The 17,832-nt window shown below is 74.1% G+C and carries 16 protein-coding genes; 3 read left to right on the forward strand and 13 right to left on the reverse strand.

Features of this window, described 5'->3' with window-relative positions:
• From LVO85_RS13490 to LVO85_RS13505, 4 genes are all read right to left on the reverse strand, one after another.
• On the reverse strand, nucleotides 1–1,971 hold the full coding sequence (locus LVO85_RS13490) for a DUF6541 family protein (protein WP_232748012.1): 1,971 nt from the start codon (nucleotides 1,969–1,971) through the stop codon (nucleotides 1–3).
• Nucleotides 1,968–3,290: a nucleotide sugar dehydrogenase gene (locus tag LVO85_RS13495; protein ID WP_232748013.1), complete on the reverse strand. Its 1,323-nt coding sequence runs from the start codon at nucleotides 3,288–3,290 to the stop codon at nucleotides 1,968–1,970. Before LVO85_RS13495 ends, LVO85_RS13490 begins: the two co-directional genes overlap by 4 nt.
• A gap of 101 nt (nucleotides 3,291–3,391) precedes the next feature.
• On the reverse strand, nucleotides 3,392–4,471 hold the full coding sequence (locus LVO85_RS13500) for a glycosyltransferase family A protein (RefSeq protein ID WP_232748014.1): 1,080 nt from the start codon (nucleotides 4,469–4,471) through the stop codon (nucleotides 3,392–3,394).
• Nucleotides 4,468–5,625, reverse strand: coding sequence for a glycosyltransferase (locus tag LVO85_RS13505; RefSeq protein ID WP_232748015.1), 1,158 nt, complete (start codon nucleotides 5,623–5,625; stop codon nucleotides 4,468–4,470). The genes LVO85_RS13500 and LVO85_RS13505 overlap by 4 nt, the downstream gene beginning before the upstream one ends.
• 37 nt (nucleotides 5,626–5,662) lie before the next feature.
• Here LVO85_RS13505 and wecB point away from each other — a divergent pair, with 37 nt between their 5' ends.
• Both wecB and LVO85_RS13515 read left to right on the forward strand, forming a co-directional pair.
• Nucleotides 5,663–6,724, forward strand: a complete 1,062-nt coding sequence (wecB, locus tag LVO85_RS13510; RefSeq protein ID WP_232748016.1) for a non-hydrolyzing UDP-N-acetylglucosamine 2-epimerase — start codon at nucleotides 5,663–5,665, stop codon at nucleotides 6,722–6,724.
• An 82-nt stretch (nucleotides 6,725–6,806) separates the two neighbouring features.
• The gene (locus tag LVO85_RS13515; RefSeq protein WP_232748017.1) at nucleotides 6,807–8,180 is read left to right on the forward strand and encodes an MBL fold metallo-hydrolase RNA specificity domain-containing protein; all 1,374 of its coding nucleotides are present in this window, start codon (nucleotides 6,807–6,809) and stop codon (nucleotides 8,178–8,180) included.
• Here LVO85_RS13515 and LVO85_RS13520 read toward each other — a convergent pair.
• The 8 genes from LVO85_RS13520 to LVO85_RS13555 form a co-directional block, all read right to left on the reverse strand.
• On the reverse strand, nucleotides 8,177–8,554 hold the full coding sequence (locus LVO85_RS13520; protein ID WP_232748018.1) for a fluoride efflux transporter FluC: 378 nt from the start codon (nucleotides 8,552–8,554) through the stop codon (nucleotides 8,177–8,179). The genes LVO85_RS13515 and LVO85_RS13520 overlap by 4 nt on opposite strands.
• Nucleotides 8,551–8,958, reverse strand: a complete 408-nt coding sequence (locus LVO85_RS13525; RefSeq protein WP_232748019.1) for a fluoride efflux transporter FluC — start codon at nucleotides 8,956–8,958, stop codon at nucleotides 8,551–8,553. Before LVO85_RS13525 ends, LVO85_RS13520 begins: the two co-directional genes overlap by 4 nt.
• Nucleotides 8,955–9,452, reverse strand: a complete 498-nt coding sequence (locus LVO85_RS13530; RefSeq protein WP_232748020.1) for a universal stress protein — start codon at nucleotides 9,450–9,452, stop codon at nucleotides 8,955–8,957. Before LVO85_RS13530 ends, LVO85_RS13525 begins: the two co-directional genes overlap by 4 nt.
• 49 nt (nucleotides 9,453–9,501) lie before the next feature.
• A complete protein-coding gene (locus LVO85_RS13535; protein WP_232748021.1) occupies nucleotides 9,502–10,620 on the reverse strand; it encodes a glycosyltransferase in 1,119 nt (372 codons plus the stop codon).
• The gene (locus LVO85_RS13540) at nucleotides 10,617–12,041 is read right to left on the reverse strand and encodes a glycosyltransferase (protein WP_232748022.1); all 1,425 of its coding nucleotides are present in this window, start codon (nucleotides 12,039–12,041) and stop codon (nucleotides 10,617–10,619) included. Before LVO85_RS13540 ends, LVO85_RS13535 begins: the two co-directional genes overlap by 4 nt.
• Complete coding sequence (locus LVO85_RS13545) at nucleotides 12,034–13,836, reverse strand: ABC transporter ATP-binding protein (protein ID WP_232748023.1); 1,803 nt, start codon at nucleotides 13,834–13,836, stop codon at nucleotides 12,034–12,036. The genes LVO85_RS13540 and LVO85_RS13545 overlap by 8 nt, the downstream gene beginning before the upstream one ends.
• A gap of 53 nt (nucleotides 13,837–13,889) precedes the next feature.
• Nucleotides 13,890–15,251, reverse strand: a complete 1,362-nt coding sequence (locus LVO85_RS13550) for a hypothetical protein (protein ID WP_232748024.1) — start codon at nucleotides 15,249–15,251, stop codon at nucleotides 13,890–13,892.
• Between the two features lie 121 nt (nucleotides 15,252–15,372).
• Nucleotides 15,373–15,960, reverse strand: coding sequence for a DnaJ family domain-containing protein (locus LVO85_RS13555; protein ID WP_232748025.1), 588 nt, complete (start codon nucleotides 15,958–15,960; stop codon nucleotides 15,373–15,375).
• A gap of 60 nt (nucleotides 15,961–16,020) precedes the next feature.
• Here LVO85_RS13555 and LVO85_RS13560 point away from each other — a divergent pair, with 60 nt between their 5' ends.
• Complete coding sequence (locus tag LVO85_RS13560; RefSeq protein WP_232748026.1) at nucleotides 16,021–16,515, forward strand: GAF domain-containing protein; 495 nt, start codon at nucleotides 16,021–16,023, stop codon at nucleotides 16,513–16,515.
• 12 nt (nucleotides 16,516–16,527) lie between these two features.
• Here LVO85_RS13560 and fdhA read toward each other — a convergent pair whose 3' ends face one another.
• Nucleotides 16,528–17,742, reverse strand: a complete 1,215-nt coding sequence (fdhA, locus tag LVO85_RS13565; protein WP_232748027.1) for a formaldehyde dehydrogenase, glutathione-independent — start codon at nucleotides 17,740–17,742, stop codon at nucleotides 16,528–16,530.
• Nucleotides 17,743–17,832 lie beyond the last annotated feature (90 nt).

A 17,832-nucleotide genomic window follows, 5' to 3' on the forward strand; every position in this document is an offset into this window, starting at 1 on the left:
CTACCGGTCGCACCCGGTGAACCGCCAGAGCGAGGCCTGGCCGCCCTCGTCGACCAGGGCGAAGTCCGGCCCGTCGGTGCGGATGGTGCGCAGGCCGGGGGTGGCCTCCTCCCACTTGGCACCCTCGTCGAAGGTCAGGTCGTCGGCGTACACGTGGGTCACGCCCAGGGCCCGCACCGCCTCGCACACCGCGGGGGTGCGCTGCCACTCGTCGAAGCGCTCGGCGAGCAGCAGCCGCTCCGGTGACCCGGCGACAGGCGTGAGCTGGGGGTAGACCACTGCGACGTCGCTACGGTGCAGCAGGTAGGGGGACCCCGCCGTGGGCTCGCCCAGCACGACCGCCCCCTCCGGCAGCGTCTCCGCCGCCCGGTCGACCATGGCGATCTCGTCCTCCTCCAGCATGGTGCCCCAGGCGATCGGCCAGGTGGAGTAGGTCGAGGACATGACCTGGACGTGCATCGACCAGCGCAGCCCGGAGGTCAGCGCCACCACACCGACCACGAGGGCGAGCGCGGCGACGGTGACGCTCACGTCGCGCCAGCGTGCCAGCCGGTGCGCCACCCAGGCCCCGCCGCCCGCGGCGAGCATCACCGCGGGGACCACCAGCAGCTGGTTGATGCGGGAGGCCTGCGTGTACCAGAAGCCCGCCAGCACCCGCAGCGGGTTCTCCGGCGGCCCGGCGGCCAGCAGGGTCAGCACGACGGAGAGGGCGAGCGCGACGACGAGCCAGCGTGCGTGCCGGCGGCGCAGGGACAGCACGACGCCGGTGACGACCAGCGCGGTGACCGCCAGGTTGACCGACCGGATGTCGTAGACGTAGATGAGCGGGTGGTCGATGAGCAGGGCACCGATGCCCGGCCAGTAGGTCGGCTGGCCCCCGCGCTCGTAGCTCACGATCGCCTCCACCGGTGAGGAGGACAGCACGACCACGGAGCCGGTGACGGCGACCACCGTCCCCACCACCACGGCGGTGCCGACCAGGGCGCGGTGGCCGCGGCGCCAGTAGCGCCGTGCCTGCCGGCCCAGCAGCACCACGAGCAGCGGCGCAGCGAGCAGCACCAGCGAGAACAGGCCGGAGCCGTGCGACAGCACGACACCGGCCACCGCCCACGCCAGGGCGATGCCGTAGGCGGTGTGCAGGCGCCAGCCGAGGTCACGCCGGAAGGTCGAGATCATCAGGGCGAGGGTGCCCGGCAGGCAGGCCACACTGAGCGCGAACGGCCAGACGCCCAGCATGGAGACGGCGATCGCCGGGAAGGTCACGTAGGACGCCGCCAGCACCGGGGTGAGCACCACCGGCAGCGCCGTCCTGGGCCACACGACGCGGGCCAGGGCCACCAGGCCGCCGATCCAGACGACCGAGCCGAGCACGACCGAGGAGGCGTTCGCGGCCTCCGTCACCTGCTCGAACCCCGGGGCCACCGCCACGACCGAGTGCCAGACCGCGGGGTAGTACGGCGCCACGGTGTCGCCGTACATCGGCGCCAGGCCGCCCAGGCTGGAGCCGTTGCCGGTGTCCCGGATGAACCACAGCGCGTTGAGGTGGAAGACGGCGTCCCAGGCCTGCGGCGGCTGGTCGGCGTGCCGCATCCCGGTCATCATCGCGGCGCCGAGGACGCCGCCGCCGAGCACCCACGCCGCCGCGAGCCACAGACGCTCGGGGCGCACCAGGGCGCGCTGCCCCGCGGGGCGCACGCCGGCCGGGTGGCTCAGGGTGCCGAGCCCGAGCCCGAGCCCCAGGGCCACCAGCGCTGCCGCGAGCACGGCGAGCAGGAACGTGCCCAGTGACCAGGTGACGCCGAGCAGGCCGTAGGCCACCGCGGCCACGCCGGCATACCCGGAGGTCACGGCCGGCCCCACCCCCCAGGCGACGAGCCCACGCACGCCGAGCAGGCGCACCACGGCATACCCGGGCAGCGTCCACAGCGCGGCCAGGCCGACCAGGCCCGGCACCACGGAGAGCCAGCTCATGCGGTGGGGGTCTCGCCCCCGCCGATCGTCAGTCGGGGCACCCCGGTGAAGCGGGCGGGGTCGGTGACCCGGCGGCCGTCCAGGAGCAGCCGGAGGCCGGGCAGGTCCTGCGCGCCGACGGCGGCGTACTCGGGGTGGTCGGCCTGCACGATGGCCACGTCGACCGGCTCACCCAGGTGGTAGGGCTCCCAGCCGTATGCGGTGAGCTCGGTGTCGTCGTACATCGGGTCGTGCACGAGCACCTCGGCACCACGGGAGGCCAGGGCCTGCACGGTGGCGAACACCCCGGAGAACGCGGTCTCCTTGACCTTGCCGCGGTAGGAGGCGCCCAGCACGGCCACCCGCAGCCCCTGCAGCGACCCGAGCACGGCCTCGGCCCGCGCCACGGCATACTCCGGCATCGCGGCGTTGGCCGCCCGGGCCGTCGCCACCACGCTCGCCGCGGGGTCGGTGGACAGGTACAGCCGCGGGTAGACCGGGATGCAGTGCCCGCCGACGGCGATGCCCGGGTTGTGGATGTGGCTGTAAGGCTGGGAGTTGCACGCCTCGATGACCCGCTGCACGTCGATGCCGACCGAGTCGGCGAACCGGGCGAACTGGTTGGCCAGCCCGATGTTCACGTCGCGGTAGGTCGTCTCGGCCAGCTTGGCCATCTCGGCCGCCTCGGCCGAGCCCATGTCCCACACCCCGTTGGGCCGTGGCAGGTCCTCGCGCTCGTCGAAGGTCAGCACCGCATCGTAGAAGGCCACCGCGGCCGCCGTGCCGGCCTCGCTCAGCCCGCCGACCAGCTTGGGGTAGGCCCGCAGGTCGGCGAAGACCCGCCCGGTGAGCACCCGCTCCGGGGAGAAGACCAGGTGGAAGCCCGCCGACCCGTCGGCCGGTGACTCGGTCAGGCCGGAGACCTGCTCGATCATCGGCTTCCACCGCCCGCGGGTGGTGCCGACCGGCAGCGTGGTCTCGTAGGAGACCAGGGTGCCCGGGGTCAGGTGCTGGGCCAGCGACCGGGTCGCCGCGTCCATCCACCCGAAGTCGGGCTGACCGGTCGCCTCGTCGACGAACAGCGGCACCACCAGCACCACCGCGTCGGCGCCCGGCACCGCCTCGCCGTAGTCGGTCGTCGCCCGCAGCCGCCCCGCCGGCACCAGCTGCGCCAGCTTCTCACCCAGGTGCGCCTCCCCCGGGAACGGCTCCACCCCGGCGTTGACCTTCTCCACCAGCGCCGCGTTGACGTCCACCCCCACCACCTCGTGACCGGCATCGGCGAACTGCACCGCCAGCGGCAGCCCGATCTTGCCCAGCGCGACGACCGCGACCTTCATGTGTGATCCCTACCCCTTGTATGCGCGACGGCGATGGCTCGACCGGTGGTGGCTCGACCGGCGGTGCGTCCGGTGACGACGAGGATACGGTGCCGGGCCGGTCAGCGTGACGCCCACCACGACGCGGTCATGAAGCGAGGAGGCGCCTCGGGGTGGGCCACCTGGCCGAGGCGCTCGGGGATGACCGTCGACGGGGTGCCGTGTCGTCTCCGGGCGCGAGCCAGCGCCACGAGCTCGGTGGCCGGGGACGAGGGGTCCAGGACCGCCCGAAGCAGGGCGACGTCCGCGCGGGACAGCGGTGCGGCCACGGCGGGGGCGGCCGTGTGCAGCCGCCGCACGACCGCTGCCAGGTCCGTGCGCTCGGGCGGTGTCCACCACTGCGGGTCCGGTCGGTGGAGGACGGCGCCGAAGACGTGGATGCGCAGCAGCTTGGTGGCGACCGCGGTGCGCACCGCCTCGGGGTAGGCCCGGTACCACGGCTGGTCGAGGAGGTGGTGCAGGAAGCCGAGCTCGACCTCGACCGAGCGCGGGGCGTAGGTCACCCGGTCGGTCGCGTCCTCGCCGATGAGGTAGCCCGGGCCCCGGCGGTCCACGACGACCCTCGTCTCGCACCAGAGCCGGGTCACGTAGGCGACGTCACCACCCACCGGCATCCCCTCCACCAGCTCGGCACCCAGCCGCTCCCGCGCCGCGGTGGACACCAGCCCGAGGGGTGCGCTGCGGTAGCTGAGCCGGTCGCGCACGACGTCGGCGAGCCCGCGCAGGGTGGGACGTGTCGGTGGTGTCGGCACCCGGCGGTCCGGGGTGCCGAGCGCCAGCCGGGTGACGACGGTCTCGGCGCGGTGGGCTCGCGCGAGGGCGAGCCAGGCGTCCACCGCGCCGGGGCGCAGCGTGTCGTCCGAGCCCATGATCGACACGAACTCACCGCGGGCTGCGCGCATCCCCGCGTTGAAGGGACCGGAGGCGCTGCGCGTCCCGTCGTGGTGCTCCAGCCAGCTGACCCGGTCGCGGTGCCCCGGGGCGAGCACCGCGGCGATGTCGCTGCTGGCGACGTTGTGGCAGACCACCGTCAGGCGGGTGTGCCGTGCGTTGCCGTCCAGCACGCTCGCGACCGCCCGGGCGATGGGGCGGTCGGGGGTGTGGACGGCGATGACCACGTCGACCTCCGCGGCCCCGCTCACCCTCGCTGCCCCCGGCCGTGGACCTGCCGTGCCGTCCCGTAGGCGGTGGCGTAGGCGTGTGCCACCGCCTCCTCGCCGAAGCGGTCCCCGATGGTGTCGCTGATCTCGAGCGCGCTCATCCCTGCGGCCGAGCGCAGCACCTGCTCGACGGCGTCGGCGTAGGCCGGTGCCTCCTGGACGGCGACGGTGACCCCGACACGGGGGTCCAGGTACTCCCCCTGCCCACCGGTCGCGCCGACGACGACCGGCCGGCCCGACAGCACCGCCTCCGCGCACGAGACGAAGAAGTTGTCCCCCCGGGTGGGGCCGAGGAAGACGTCGGCGGCCGCCAGCTCGGCCAGCACCCCGGCACGGTCGAGCGTGCCCACGAGGTCCACCCGGTCAGCGACGCCCAGGGCGGTCGCGCGGGCGATGACGTCGGCCTCCAGGGGGCCCTGCCCCACCATCCGGAGGTGGGCCGGACGGCCCCGCCCGCACAGCTCGGCGACGACGTCGACCGCGAGCACCGGGTCCTTGCGGGGGATCAGCCCGCCCACGCTCACCAGGCGCAGGCTGTCACCCTCCGCGCCCTCCGCGCCCTCCGCACCGGCCGCCGGCACCTCGCGCCGCGGGTGCGGGGTGGGCCGGGGGACGATGCAGGGCACGACCGTGGTGGGCCGCTCACCCCGCACCTGCCGGACCGGGTCGGCCAGGTAGTCGCAGACGGCCGTCACGACGTCAGGGCGCACCAGCAGCCGTCGGAGCACGGGCAGGGCGCGGCGCCAGAGCGCCGGCAGGGTCTGCGGTGCGGTCAGGCCCGACCAGTGCTCGGTGTGCACCCAGGGCACGTCCGGGCGCCACCAGGCCATCGGCAGCAGGGTCGAGAAGGCCATCGAGTGCACCAGGTCCGCCCGCTCGGCCATCGCCCGCAGCAGCGTGCCCGCTGCGCGGATCTGCCGCGGGTCGGTGGTCGACATCGGGATGCGGGTGACCGGCACACCGTCGAAGGAGGGCTCCTCCGGTGCCGCACGGTCGAGCTGTCCCGGGGGGCACAGGTGCACCAGGGCGACGTCATGGCCCAGCGCGGCGAGAGCGCGGACGTCCTTGACCACGAAGGCGCCCGTCGAGGGGTGGCTCCGCGTCGGCGCCCAGGTGGTGACGGCGAGGACACGCATAGGAGGCAACCTAGCCCGTGCCCTACCCTCGGGCACTGTGAAGGTCCTGAGCGTGGTCGGTGCCCGTCCTCAGTTCGTCAAGCTGGCCCCCGTGGCAGCGGAGTGTGCCCGTCGCGGGGTGGAGCACGTGATCGTGCACACCGGCCAGCACTACGACCCGATGCTGTCCGACGTCTTCTTCGACGACCTCGGCATCCCGGACCCCGACGTGCACCTCGGGGTGGGCAGCGGCACGCACGGGGAGCAGACCGGGGCGATCCTGGCCCGGATGGACGCCGTGCTGGGCGCGCAGGCACCGGACTGGGTGCTCGTCTACGGCGACACCAACTCCACGCTGGCCGGGGCGCTGTCCGCGGTGAAGCTGCACCTGCCGGTCGCGCACCTGGAGGCCGGCCTGCGCTCGTTCAACCGCCGGATGCCCGAGGAGCACAACCGGGTGCTGACCGACCACGCAGCCGACCTGCTGCTGGCCCCCACCCTGGTCGCCATGGGGCACCTGGCCGACGAGGGGCTGGCCGGGCGCGCCGTGCACGTCGGCGACGTCATGGTCGACGTGCTGATGACGGTGCGTGCGGAGCTGGCGGACACCCCTGGGGTGCTGGAGCGGCTCGGGATGCCGGCCGGCGGCTTCTCGGTGGCGACGGTGCACCGGGCGGAGAACACCGACGACCCGGCCCGCCTGGCGGCGGTCGTCGCCGCGCTGTCACAGGTCGACCACCCGGTGGTCCTGCTGGCGCACCCGCGGCTGCGGGCGAAGGCTGCGGCGCACGGCATACCGCTGGAGGGCGGCGCGCTCACCGTGCGCGAGCCGCTGGCCTACCCCGACCTGGTCGCGGCCGTCGCCGCGTCGCGCGGGGTGGTGACCGACTCCGGGGGCCTGCAGAAGGAGGCGTTCGTGCTCCGCGTGCCGTGCACCACCGTGCGCGCCGAGACCGAGTGGGTCGAGACCGTGCAGCTGGGCTGGAACGTGCTCGTCGAGCCCGGGCCTGAGGTGTCCGCGGCGGCGTCCCGGCCCGCACCCTCCCCCACCGACGCGGCGCCCTACGGCACCGGCCACGCGGCGGCGGCCGTCCTGGAGGCGCTGGGCGCACCGGGCTGACCGGCGGACCAGGGACCTCCGTCCCTGTGCCGAGGGTCGCTGTGGGGCCATGCTGGAGGTGCCCACCGCCGAAGGAGCCGCCATGCCCACCACCCTGACCTTCCTCGGAGCGGCCGGCACGGTCACGGGCAGCAAGTTCGTCCTCGAGCGGGAGGGGCGCCGCACGATGGTCGACTGCGGCCTCTACCAGGGCGAGCGCGAGTGGCGCCGCCGCAACTGGGACGCGCTGCCGGTGGCTCCGGCGAGCATCAGCGACGTCGTCCTCAGCCACGCCCACCTGGACCACTGCGGCTACCTGCCGGCACTGGTGCGCAAGGGCTTCCCCGGACCGGTCTGGGCGACCGAGGGCACCGCTGCCCTGGCCGCCATCGTGCTGCGCGACAGCGCCCACCTCATCGAGGAGGAGGCGCGGTATGCCGCAGCGGGCGGCTGGTCCAAGCACTCCCCTCCGCTGCCGCTCTACACCGTCGCCGACGCCGACCGTGCCGTCGCCGCCTTCCGTGCCCTGCCCTTCCACGCTCCGCGGGACCTCGGGGACGGCACCCTGGCCACCCTCGTCCCCGCGGGGCACATCCTCGGCTCGGCCAGCGTGCACGTCGCCGCGGGCCAGGCCTCCGTGCTCTTCTCGGGTGACCTGGGCCGTCCGGACCACCCGCTCCTGCGCCCGCGGGGCCGGCCGCCGGCAGCGCGGACCGTCGTGGTGGAGTCGACGTACGGCGACCGCACCCACCCCGCCCCCGACGAGGAGCACGCCGGCCTGGCCGCCGTCGTCCGCCGGACGGTGCGTCGCGGTGGCTCGGTGCTCGTCCCGGCGTTCGCGGTCGACCGGACCGAGGTGGTGCTGCTGGCCCTCGCCCGCCTCATGGCCTCCCACCAGGTGCCCGAGGTGCCGGTCTTCGTGGACAGCCCCATGGCGCTGAAGGTCCTCGACGTCTACCTGCGCCCGGACCTGCGTGCCGAGCTCCGGCCGGGGGTCGTCGCGGAGATCGACAGCATCCCCCGGCTGCACGCCGCGGCGAGCGCAGAGGAGTCCGAGCGGCTGAACGACCCCACCGAGCCGTGCGTCATCGTGTCGGCCTCCGGCATGGCCACCGGCGGCCGGGTCATCCACCACCTGGCCCACATGCTGCCGGACCGGCGCCACACGGTCGTGCTCGCCGGCTACCAGGGGGTGGGCACCCGGGGCCGGGCGCTGCGGGACGGCGCGACCGAGGTCAAGATCCACGGCCGCTACGTGCGGGTGCGTGCCGAGGTGGTCAGCGAGGAGGAGTTCTCCGTCCACGCGGACGGCCCCGAGCTGCTGGCCTGGCTGGCGGAGCTGCCCAGTCCTCCGGAGACGGTCTACGTCCTGCACGGCGAGCCGGAGGCGGCCCGCGCGCTCGCGGCACGGGTCCGCGAGCAGCTGGACTGCGCCGTCGCCGTGCCCTGGCTGGGCGAGAAGGTGGTCGTCGGCTAGAGGGCGTCCAGAGCCGCCATGGCCGCGACCCCGGCCGCGGCGGCCGCCACGGCCAGCACGAGGGACCCGGTCACGGTGACGACGGCTCGGCGCACGTCGCCACCCTGCGCCAGCCGCACGGTCTCCACCATGGCCGTGGAGAAGGTCGTGTACCCCCCGCAGAAGCCGACCGCCAGCACGACGTAGGCCGTCTCGTCCAGGCCGTGGAAGAGCCGGGCGCCGGTCAGCAGACCGAGCAGCGCGGACCCCGACACGTTCACCAGCATCGTCCCTACCGGCAGCCCCGTGCCCGAGCGCTGCGTGACCACGCCGTCAACGACGAACCGGGTCGCGGCTCCCAGCCCCCCGAGGAGCACGACCAGCAGCACTGTCACGACGACCTCCGGGCACCGACCAGCACACCCACGAGGCAGGCCAGCAGCCCGGCGGCCAGGCTCGTCACGGCATACCCCGCGGCCAGCGCCCACTGGCCGTCGGCCAGCAGGCGCTCGACCTCGATCGCCAGCGCGCTGAACGTCGTGAACCCGCCCAGGACCCCCGTGCCGAGCCCCAGCCTCAGCACGGTGCCGCGCCGGGTCTCCCTGCCGCCCCGCACCAGCGCCTCCAGCAGCAGCCCCAGCAGGAACGCCCCCAGCACGTTCTCGACGAGGGTGCCCACCGGCCAGCCGTCCTGCTGCGGCAGCGCCGTGCTGAGCAGGTAGCGACCTGCGGTGCCCACCATGCCGCCGGCCGCCACCAGGAGGACGAGCCCCCCGTGGAGGTGGTGCGGACGGCTCACCCGGCGTGCCTGGACCGGGGAGGGACGACGAGCACGGGGCGCTCCTGGGTGTGCGCCAGACGGCCCGCCACCGACCCCCCGATGAGCTCGCCCATCCAGCCGGTCAGCCCGGCGCTGCGCGGTCCCACGGCGATGAGCCGTGCGTCGTACTCGCGGGCGGCGCCGGTCAGGCCGTGGGTGACCTCGCCGAGGGTGTAGACGAACACCCACGGCACGCCGGTGCCGGCCAGCACCTCCTCGAGGTGGGCCCGCATCTCCTGCTCGGCGACCTGCCGGCTGTCGTCCTCCTGGTCGGGGTCCAGCGGCGTCGTGTAGACGGTGCCGTCGGGGGCCTCACCCAGGAAGATGCGGCTGCCGTCGACCCACACGCACACCAGGCCCACGTCCAGCGACCCGGCCAGGTCGGCGGCCTCGGTCAGGACCAGCGGCGACTGGCCCGGCACCACCCCGACAAGGACGGGGCGACCGGGCGGCAGGTGGCTCGCGCTGGTCATGGAGCCATCGTGCCAGTCCGAGGCCGTCCCGCGCGCGCCCTCCTCGCGCTCAGGTCGCCAGTGCGTCCACGGCTCGCGCCCAGCCCTGCACCTGGACCTCCGCCGAGTAGTGACGCGCCACGGCGTGGCTGGCTGCCTTGAACCGGGCGACGTCGTCGTCCGTGAGCTCGTCCAGAGCCGTGGCGAGGGACTCCGCGGTGAAGTCGCCGGTCACGACGCCCAGCCCGTGCCGCCGCACCAGGTCGGCCATCTCCGGGCTCGGTCCCACCAGCACGGCCAGCCGGGCCTGGACGAAGTCGAAGAGCTTGTTGGGCAGGGTGTAGCGGTAGTTGAAGGTGAGCGGTGGCAGGAGGAAGACGCCGACGTCACGGCGCGCCAGCTCGTCGCCGAGCTGCTCGGGTGGCACCGGGTCGTGGAAGCGCACCTGCGGCAGGTCCCGGGCCTGCCGCCGCAGCTCGGCGAGGTAGGACGGGTCGTTGGGCATCAGGTAGAGGTCGAGCGTGACCTCCCGCCGTGCCTGCCTGACCCCGTCGAGCATGACCTCCAGGCTGCGGTTGCGCCGGGCCAGCCCGGAGTGCACCAGCCTCAGCGGCGACCCCACCGGGGTGGGTGAGCGGTCGGCGTACGGCGCGGCGTTGACGACCACCTCGGCCTCGATCCCCAGCTCGCGCCGGTACTCCGCGGCGAGGGCCTGGCCGACGGTGCTCACGGAGTCGGCCCGGGTGACCCACCGTCGCAGGATCCAGCGGTTGAACGGCGCGACGAACCACCGCCAGCGCCACGACTCCTCGTTCTGCCGGGTGGCGTACTCGTGCAGGTCGACATGGACGCCGCGGGCCCCCAGGCCCATCGCCAGCGGCACCGTCTCGACGTCGTCGGCCAGGACGACGTCCCACGAGCCCGGGGTCAGCAGGGGGCGCAGGTGCCGGATGACCGGAGCGGTGTCGTAGGCAGCCTGGTAGCGGCGCAGGAGGAGCAGCCTGCGGTCCTTGTGCCAGGCGACGATGTCGTCCGGGATGCGCACATGGGCGACGACGCCGTCGGGCGCCGGGCCGTAGCCCACGGTCGTGACGGCGTAGCGCTCGCGGAAGAGCCTCACCTGACGCAGCACCCGGGCGTCACTGCGCAGCGGGCTGAAGGCGATGACGAGCAGCCGGGGACGGCTCACCGGCGCAGGACCTTGCGGTAGAGGCCGAGGAGCTCGGCCTCCTCGTGCTGCCAGGTCAGCACCTCGGCGGCGGCCCGCGAGGCGTCGCGGTAGCGCTGCGGGTCGGCCAGGACCGTGCTGATGGTGCGGGCCATGTCGGTGGGGCTGTCGGCGTCGAAGATCTCGCCCACCCCGTGCTCGTGCACCACCGCGGCGGTGTCCGGCAGGTCGGCGGCGGCCACGGGCAGACCGGCGTGGATCGACTCGAACAGCTTGTTGGGCAGGCTGAACTCGTAGGACAGGCAGATCGGCCGCACGTAGACGACCGACAGGTCGGCGTCGGCCAGCGCGGTGGAGACCTCGGCGGGGGGCACCTTGCCGACGAAGTGCACCCGCTGACCCAGCCCCAGGGCGGCGATCCGGGCGTGCAGCGTCGCGAGGTAGTCGGGCTCGCCGTATCCCAGCAGCACGAAGTGCACCTGCGGGGGCAGCATGGCGAGCGCCTCGAGGGTCTCCTCGATGCCCCGGGAGGTCGTGATGCGCCCGCCGTAGGCGATGACCTGGGTGTCGGCCGACAGGCCGGCCAGCTCCCGGAGCCTGCCGTCGGACGGCTCCGCCGGGTCGTCGGCACGTCGGGGGATGTTGCGCACCAGGGTGGGCAGGACGGGCAGGTCGTATGTCGCCTGCAGCCAGTGCGCGATGGACGGGCTCACCGTGATGATGCCGGCGGCGCGGCCGACACCGAGGGACTCGACGGCCGCCTCGACGTGGGAGGCCAGCGGGCGGTCCTGCCGCACGTTGCGGTGCCTCCACAGCTCGTGGGCGTCGTAGACGACGGACGCGCCGGTCCGCCGGGCGACCCACCACGCGGGTGCGAGGGTGTTGCCGTCGTTGGCGTGCACCACGTCGGGCACCCACGCCACCGCCGCGTGAGCCGCCTTCAGCCAGTAGAGCCCGAGGCTGACGGTGCGGAAGCCGCGCAGCCAGAGGTCGTTGCCCAGGGCCAGCGCCCGCTGCTGGAGCGTCGGCGGCACCGAGGCGGCCACCGCAGCGGGCACCTCCGGCGCGGCCTCAGCAGGCACCTCGGGGACGGTGACCACGGTGGCGTCGGCACGAGGGGCCGCGGCGACGGGAGGGTCGGCGGCCGTCCCGGTAGGGGCCGTGCGACCCAGCACGCGGCGTGCGAGGTCGACCAGCCAGGGCGCGTAGCGCACCAGCTCGAACTCGGGGGCCCGCTGCACCGGGATGCCCGGCCCGACCGTGTCCTCCCCCTCCGGGTAGCCGGACCGCGCCCGGGCCACGGCGAAGATGCGGACCTCGGCCCCGGCGTCGCGCAGCGTCGTCGCGGTCTTGATCACCCGGGCGTCGGCGTGGGCGTCGTTGTAGACCAGCAGGGCGACCCGGGGCGCGCGCCCGCGGACCGGCGGCAGGGGCTCAGGCACGGGCACGCCCCTCGGTCAGCCCGGCCAGCGCCGCCTGGGTCGCGAAGTCCGGCTCCGCCGCGATGACCTCCTCGAAGGTCCCCCGGGCCACGAGGTGACCGTCGCGCATGAAGCACACCTGCTCGCTGTGCCGGATCGTGGCGAGACGGTGGGCGACCACGATGACGCTGACCTCACCGGCCAGCTCGCGGATCGCGGTCGTGACAGCGGCCTCGGTGCTGGTGTCCAGGGCCGAGGTCGCCTCGTCCATCACCAGCACGAGGGGGTCGGTGTAGAGGGCCCGGGCCACCCCCAGCCGCTGGCGCTGGCCTCCGGAGAGGCTGAGCCCACGCTCCCCCACCTTGCCATGGATGCCGCCCGGCCGGGCCTCGACGACGTCGAGGAGCTGCGCGCGTGCCAGTGCGCGGCGCACCCGGTCCTCGTCGACCTCGTCGTCCTTCCAGGTGAGCGCCACGTTGCGAGCCACGGAGGCGTCGAACAGGGACACGTCCTGAGGCACGTAGCCGACCCGGCGGCGCCACCCCTGCAACACCTCGACCAGCGGGGTCTCGTCCACGAGCACCCGTCCCTCCTGGGGCACCAGCAGACCGAGGACGATGTCGACGAGGGTCGACTTGCCCGACCCGGACGCGCCCACGAGCGCCAGGGTCTGCCCGAAGGGCAGCTCGAGGCTGACGTCACGCACCGCCGGGACCTCTCCCCCGGGGTAGGTGAAGGTCACCTCCTCCAGCCGCAGGGAGCGGGCTCCCTCGGGCAGCTCGGTGTCGCCGGCCGCCTCCTCTGCCGCGACATACGCCTTGCCGCGCTCGATCTCCGCCATGACCTGCTCGGCGAACGGCATGTTCGCGCCGGTCTGCGCCATGATCGTCTGGAAGCGCGTCAACGAGGGGACGATGCGGAAGCCCGCCACGCCGAACAGGGCCACGGCCGCGAGGGCGCCGGTGGCACCGTCCTGCAGGTAGCCGATGGTGGCCCCGATGCCCAGCCCCCCGATGAGCGCCGCCTCCAGGACGTAGCGCGGGATGGCCCCCAGGAAGGACTGGTCGGCACGTGCCTGGGAGGCCCGCTTGCGCACGCCGAGCACCACCTCGGCGACCTCCCCCGCCTTGTTGCGCAGGGTGATCTCCTTGAGGGAGTGGACCATCTCGCTGACCAGCCGCACGGCCTGGGTGGAGTAGGTGCGGTTGTCCTGGCCTGCCCGCACCGCCTTGCGCAGCACCCAGAGGTAGAGCACCGCCGCGACCAGCCCGAAGTAGACGATCGTGGCCGTCGCCAGCAGCGGCTCGGCCACGACCAGCACGACGAGCACGGCGAGGAAGGTGAAGACCTCACCGGAGAGCTGGGCGAACGGGATGAGCACGCCGGCGACGGTCGCCCCGACCCCGACGTCGGTCGCCCGCACCAGGTCGGTGGAGTTGCGCTGGAGCCGCTCGGTCCACGGCGCCCGGAAGGTGGTCTCCAGCAGGCTGGCGCCCAGGACCTGCTCGAACATCGCGAAGCGGCGCGTGGCCCACCACTGCAGACCGATGGCGAAGACGCTCTTGCTGATGATCAGCAGCCCCACCGCGATGAGGACGTTGCGGAACTGCTCCGGCTCACCGATGGTCCCGACCACCGGCAGGGTCACCTCCTGCTCGGTGAGCATCGGCGAGAGCACCACCGCGAGCAGGCCGAGCGCGGCGACGTCCAGGATCGCCAGTGCGCTCTGCAGCACGGCGAACACGATGATGAACCGGCGGCTGCCCCCGGGGAGCACCGTGAGCAGCTCTCGCACGGTGCGCAGAAGGGCCAGCATGGTGCGAGCCTAACCGCGAGGCCGCTCGCCACGCGGCAGCCGAGCGGCAACGCTCAGACGCCGTCACGGCCAGGGGACCCGGCGAGGTCGTCCTGCGTGGTCTCGGTGACCGGTGCTGGCTCCTGCGCGCCTGGCCCGGGTGCGGGGGTGGCGAGCAGGACCGCTGTCGCGAACGCACCGTAGAGCAGGAGCCCGCCGAGCAGCTGGCCCCAGCCGCGACCGGGGACGACCGCCATCACCAGGAGCACCACGACAGCACCGACGACGAGCGAGGAGGTGCGCTGCGCGGCGACCAGGCCGGGTGCCCGACGGGCCAGGTCACGGGCCGCCTGTGCCAGGCGCGACGGGCCGGTGAGGAGGAGGACCAGTGCGGCCACCAGGCCGGCCACGGCGGCGACGACGATCCCCGTCCGCAGGGTTGCGGTGACGGTGTCGTAGGCGCTGCCCACCGCAGGCGCCAAGCCGGTGTCGGCGACGTTGCCCACCAGCGTGTCCCGCAGGGGCGTCATGGCCAGCCCGACGACCATCAGCAGCAGGGCGGACCCGACCACGACGGCCAGCAGGGTGCGCAGGCGGTGCAGCGCCGTGGCCACGGCCAGGACGACGAGCAGCAGGGCCAGCACCGGCGCCAGCCAGACCGCCAGGCCGGCCGAGCGGTAGGCCGCCTGTGCGCTCGCGAGGTTCTCGGACTCGAACAGGACGACGTGGCCGAAGTCGTCGGGCAGCTCGACGTCCAGCTGGGTCTCCAGGGCCGCGGCTGCGGAGCCCAGGTTGCCGGAGGTCAGCGTGACGGGGTCGATGTCCCGCCCGAGCAGGTCGGACAGGAAGCCGGAGCCGCGGGCGACGAGGGTGTTGGCCACGGGTGTCAGGTCCACCACGACCAGGCCCCCCTCGGTGGTGAGGGTGGCGGTGCTCTCGCCGGCGAGGACGGCGGTCGAGATGCGGTGACCTTCGCGCAGGGCGCTCTCCCACGCCACCTGGAAACGGTCGTCCTCGACCACGGTCGTGGCGCCTTGCGCCAGGTAGCCCTCCGCCGCGGTCGCGACCGGGCCCGCAGCCACGCCGAGCTCGTCGGGCAGCCGGGTGCGCAGCCGGTCCTCCAGCTCCAGGGCCGTCACGACCTCCTCCGCCGCCCGGGCGCCGATGGCCTGGGCCACCTCGGGCTCCTCGACGACGGTGCCGACCCGCTGCACGAAGAGGTCGCTGTCGGTGAGCGTGCGGAACGTCCAGACCCCCAGCAGGGACACCACCGTGGCCAGGACGGCTGCGACGGTGAGCACCCACGTCGCCGCGGTGCGGACCCGGCGCGAGCGCAGCGAACGCTCCCCGGCCAGCCGCGACCGCAACGCGTCGACCTCCGCCTGCAGGCGGCCGACCTCGGCGTCGGGTGGGTCCACGGCAAGGGTGCCGGACATGGGGGGCCTCCGCTCGGGTGATGCCGACCGTCACCGCCGAGCATCCCCGCAGCCGGCCGGCCGGGGCATCACCCGCGACGGGTGAGCCGGGAGCGCTGCGTCCCCCCGTGAGGGTGGTGGGTCAGGCTCCGGGGCCGGGGTCGTGACGCCGGCGTCGACGCCACCACCGGGTCCGCGGCGGGGGCCGGGCCGGTGGTGGCGTGGTCGACGGGGCTGGGGTGGGCGGTGCCGCACGAGCCCGGAGCTCACGCCATCGCAGCACCATCTCCTCGACGTCGACGCGCGGCACGACCACCGGCAGCGTCGGACCGAAGCTGGGACGCAGGCGGTCCTCGACCACCCGGGCGTTGAAGTCCTCCAGCACCTCACGGACCTGGCGCTCGTCACGGATGTCGGCCAGCGCCTCGGGGAAGGTCTCCCGCTCCCGGCGCAGGGCCATCGGCCCCGGCAGCGCCGCCACCGGGTCGATCTGCTCACGCTCCAGCAGCCCCTTGAGCCACCAGTCGGGGTCGTGCGGCCGCTCGAGGGAGCGCAACGGCTTGCCCGCGCCGCGGAGGTTGTCGAAGTCGCCCCTGCGCTGTGCCTGCTGGATGGCCTGGTCGACCCAGGTCTGCACGTCCTGCCCCCGCATCCGCCCGGGGACGGGCTCGTGGTCCGGCGTCTCGGCAGGGTCGTCCCCGCCCGCGGCGGACCTCGGCTCGGAGCTCATGCCCCAGTGTGGCAAACCCCGGCACCGCCGGCACGGCCCGCCCTTTGCCAGACTGCTCGGATGCACCCGGTCTACCGCGCTCCCATGCGCTCGCACCGGCAGGACGTCCCACCCGGGGCCGCCGTCGAGCGTGCCCTCGAGCTCGGCGTCTGCGGTACGGGTGGTCGGCTGTCCCGCCCACCCGTCAGCCTGGCGCAGGCGCTGGCACTCACCGAGGAGGAGCACGGTCCGCGTGCCGCCCGCCGGCTGGAGCGGTTCGCCGCGGTGCCCGACGGCGCCTTCGCGTGGACGCGCGACGTGGACGGTGACCTGTACCTCGGCCGCATGGCCGGCCCGTGGCGCTACGACGACGCGCCGGAGGCCTTCGAGCACGACCTGGTGCACGTCCGGGCCTGCGACTGGCTCGAGGCGCCGACGTCACCCGACGAGGTGCCGGCGGCGGTGCACCTGACGTTCCGGCGTGGGGGCCGCAGCTTCCAGCAGACCCACGACGCAGAGGTCGGGCCCCGGTCGGCGGCACTCTGGGAGCGCGCGCACCGGGACCCGACGGGCTGAGCGTGGCGGACCTCAGCCGACCATGCCGTGCGGGTCGATGACGTACTTCTTGGCGACCCCGGAGTCGAAGTCGGCGTAGGCCTGGGGCGCCTCGTCCAGGCTGACCGTGGTGGCGTTGACGGCCTTGGCGATGTCGACCCGGTCGTGCAGGATCGCCATCATCAGCCCGCGGTGGTACTTCATCACCGGGCACTGTCCGGTCATGAAGGAGTGCGACTTCGCCCAGCCCAGGCCGAGCCGCAGCGACAGCGAGCCCTCCTTGGCCGCGTCGTCGGCCGCACCGGGGTCGCCGGTGACGTACAGGCCGGGGATGCCCAGGCCACCGCCGGCGCGCGTGATGTCCATCAGCGAGTTGAGCACCGTCGCCGGCGCCTCCTGCGCCGACCCCGCACCGTGGCCACGTGCCTCGAAACCGACCGCGTCCACACCGCAGTCGACCTCGGGCACACCGAGGATCTGCTCGATCTGGTCCTTCGGGTCACCCTGGGACACGTCGACGGTCTCGCAGCCGAAGCTGCGGGCCTGGGCCAGCCGCTCCTCGTTGAGGTCACCGACGATGACGACGGCCGCACCCAGCAGCTGGGCGGAGGCGGCCGCGGCCAGACCGACCGGCCCGGCGCCCGCGACATACACCGTCGAGCCCACCTCGACGCCGCTGGTGACGGCGCCGTGGAAGCCGGTCGGGAAGATGTCGGACAGCATCGTCAGGTCCAGGATCTTCTCCATGGCCTGGTCCTTGTCGGGGAAGCGCAGGAGGTTCCAGTCGGCGTACGGCACGAGCACGTACTCCGCCTGCCCGCCGACCCAGCCCCCCATGTCCACGTAGCCGTAGGCGCTGCCCGGCCGGTCGGGGTTGACGTTGAGGCAGATGCCGGTCCGGCGCTCCTTGCAGTTGCGGCACCGGCCGCAGGCGATGTTGAAGGGCACCGAGCACAGGTCGCCCTTCTTGACGAACTCCACGCCCGGCCCGGTCTCGACGACCTCACCGGTGATCTCGTGGCCGAGGATGAGCCCCTCGGGCGCCGTCGTCCGGCCCCGCACCATGTGCTGGTCCGAGCCGCAGATGTTGGTGGTGACCACCTTGAGGATCGCCGCGTGGGGCAGCGACCGCCCGACGTTGTCCGGGTTGACCCCCGGGCCGTCCTGGAGCTCGAAGGTCGGGTAGTCGATGTCCTGGACCTCCGTCTGACCTGGGCCCATGTACGCAACAGCTCTGTTGGATGACATGCGGGACTCGCTTCCTGGGCGGACGCGTCGTCCGGGTCCGGACTGCCGCGTCGCAGCCCTACGGGGTCCTTCGACCGTACGTCCGCAGGG

The organism is Ornithinimicrobium sediminis (assembly GCF_021272345.1).
GTDB lineage: Bacteria > Actinomycetota > Actinomycetes > Actinomycetales > Dermatophilaceae > Ornithinicoccus > Ornithinicoccus sediminis_B.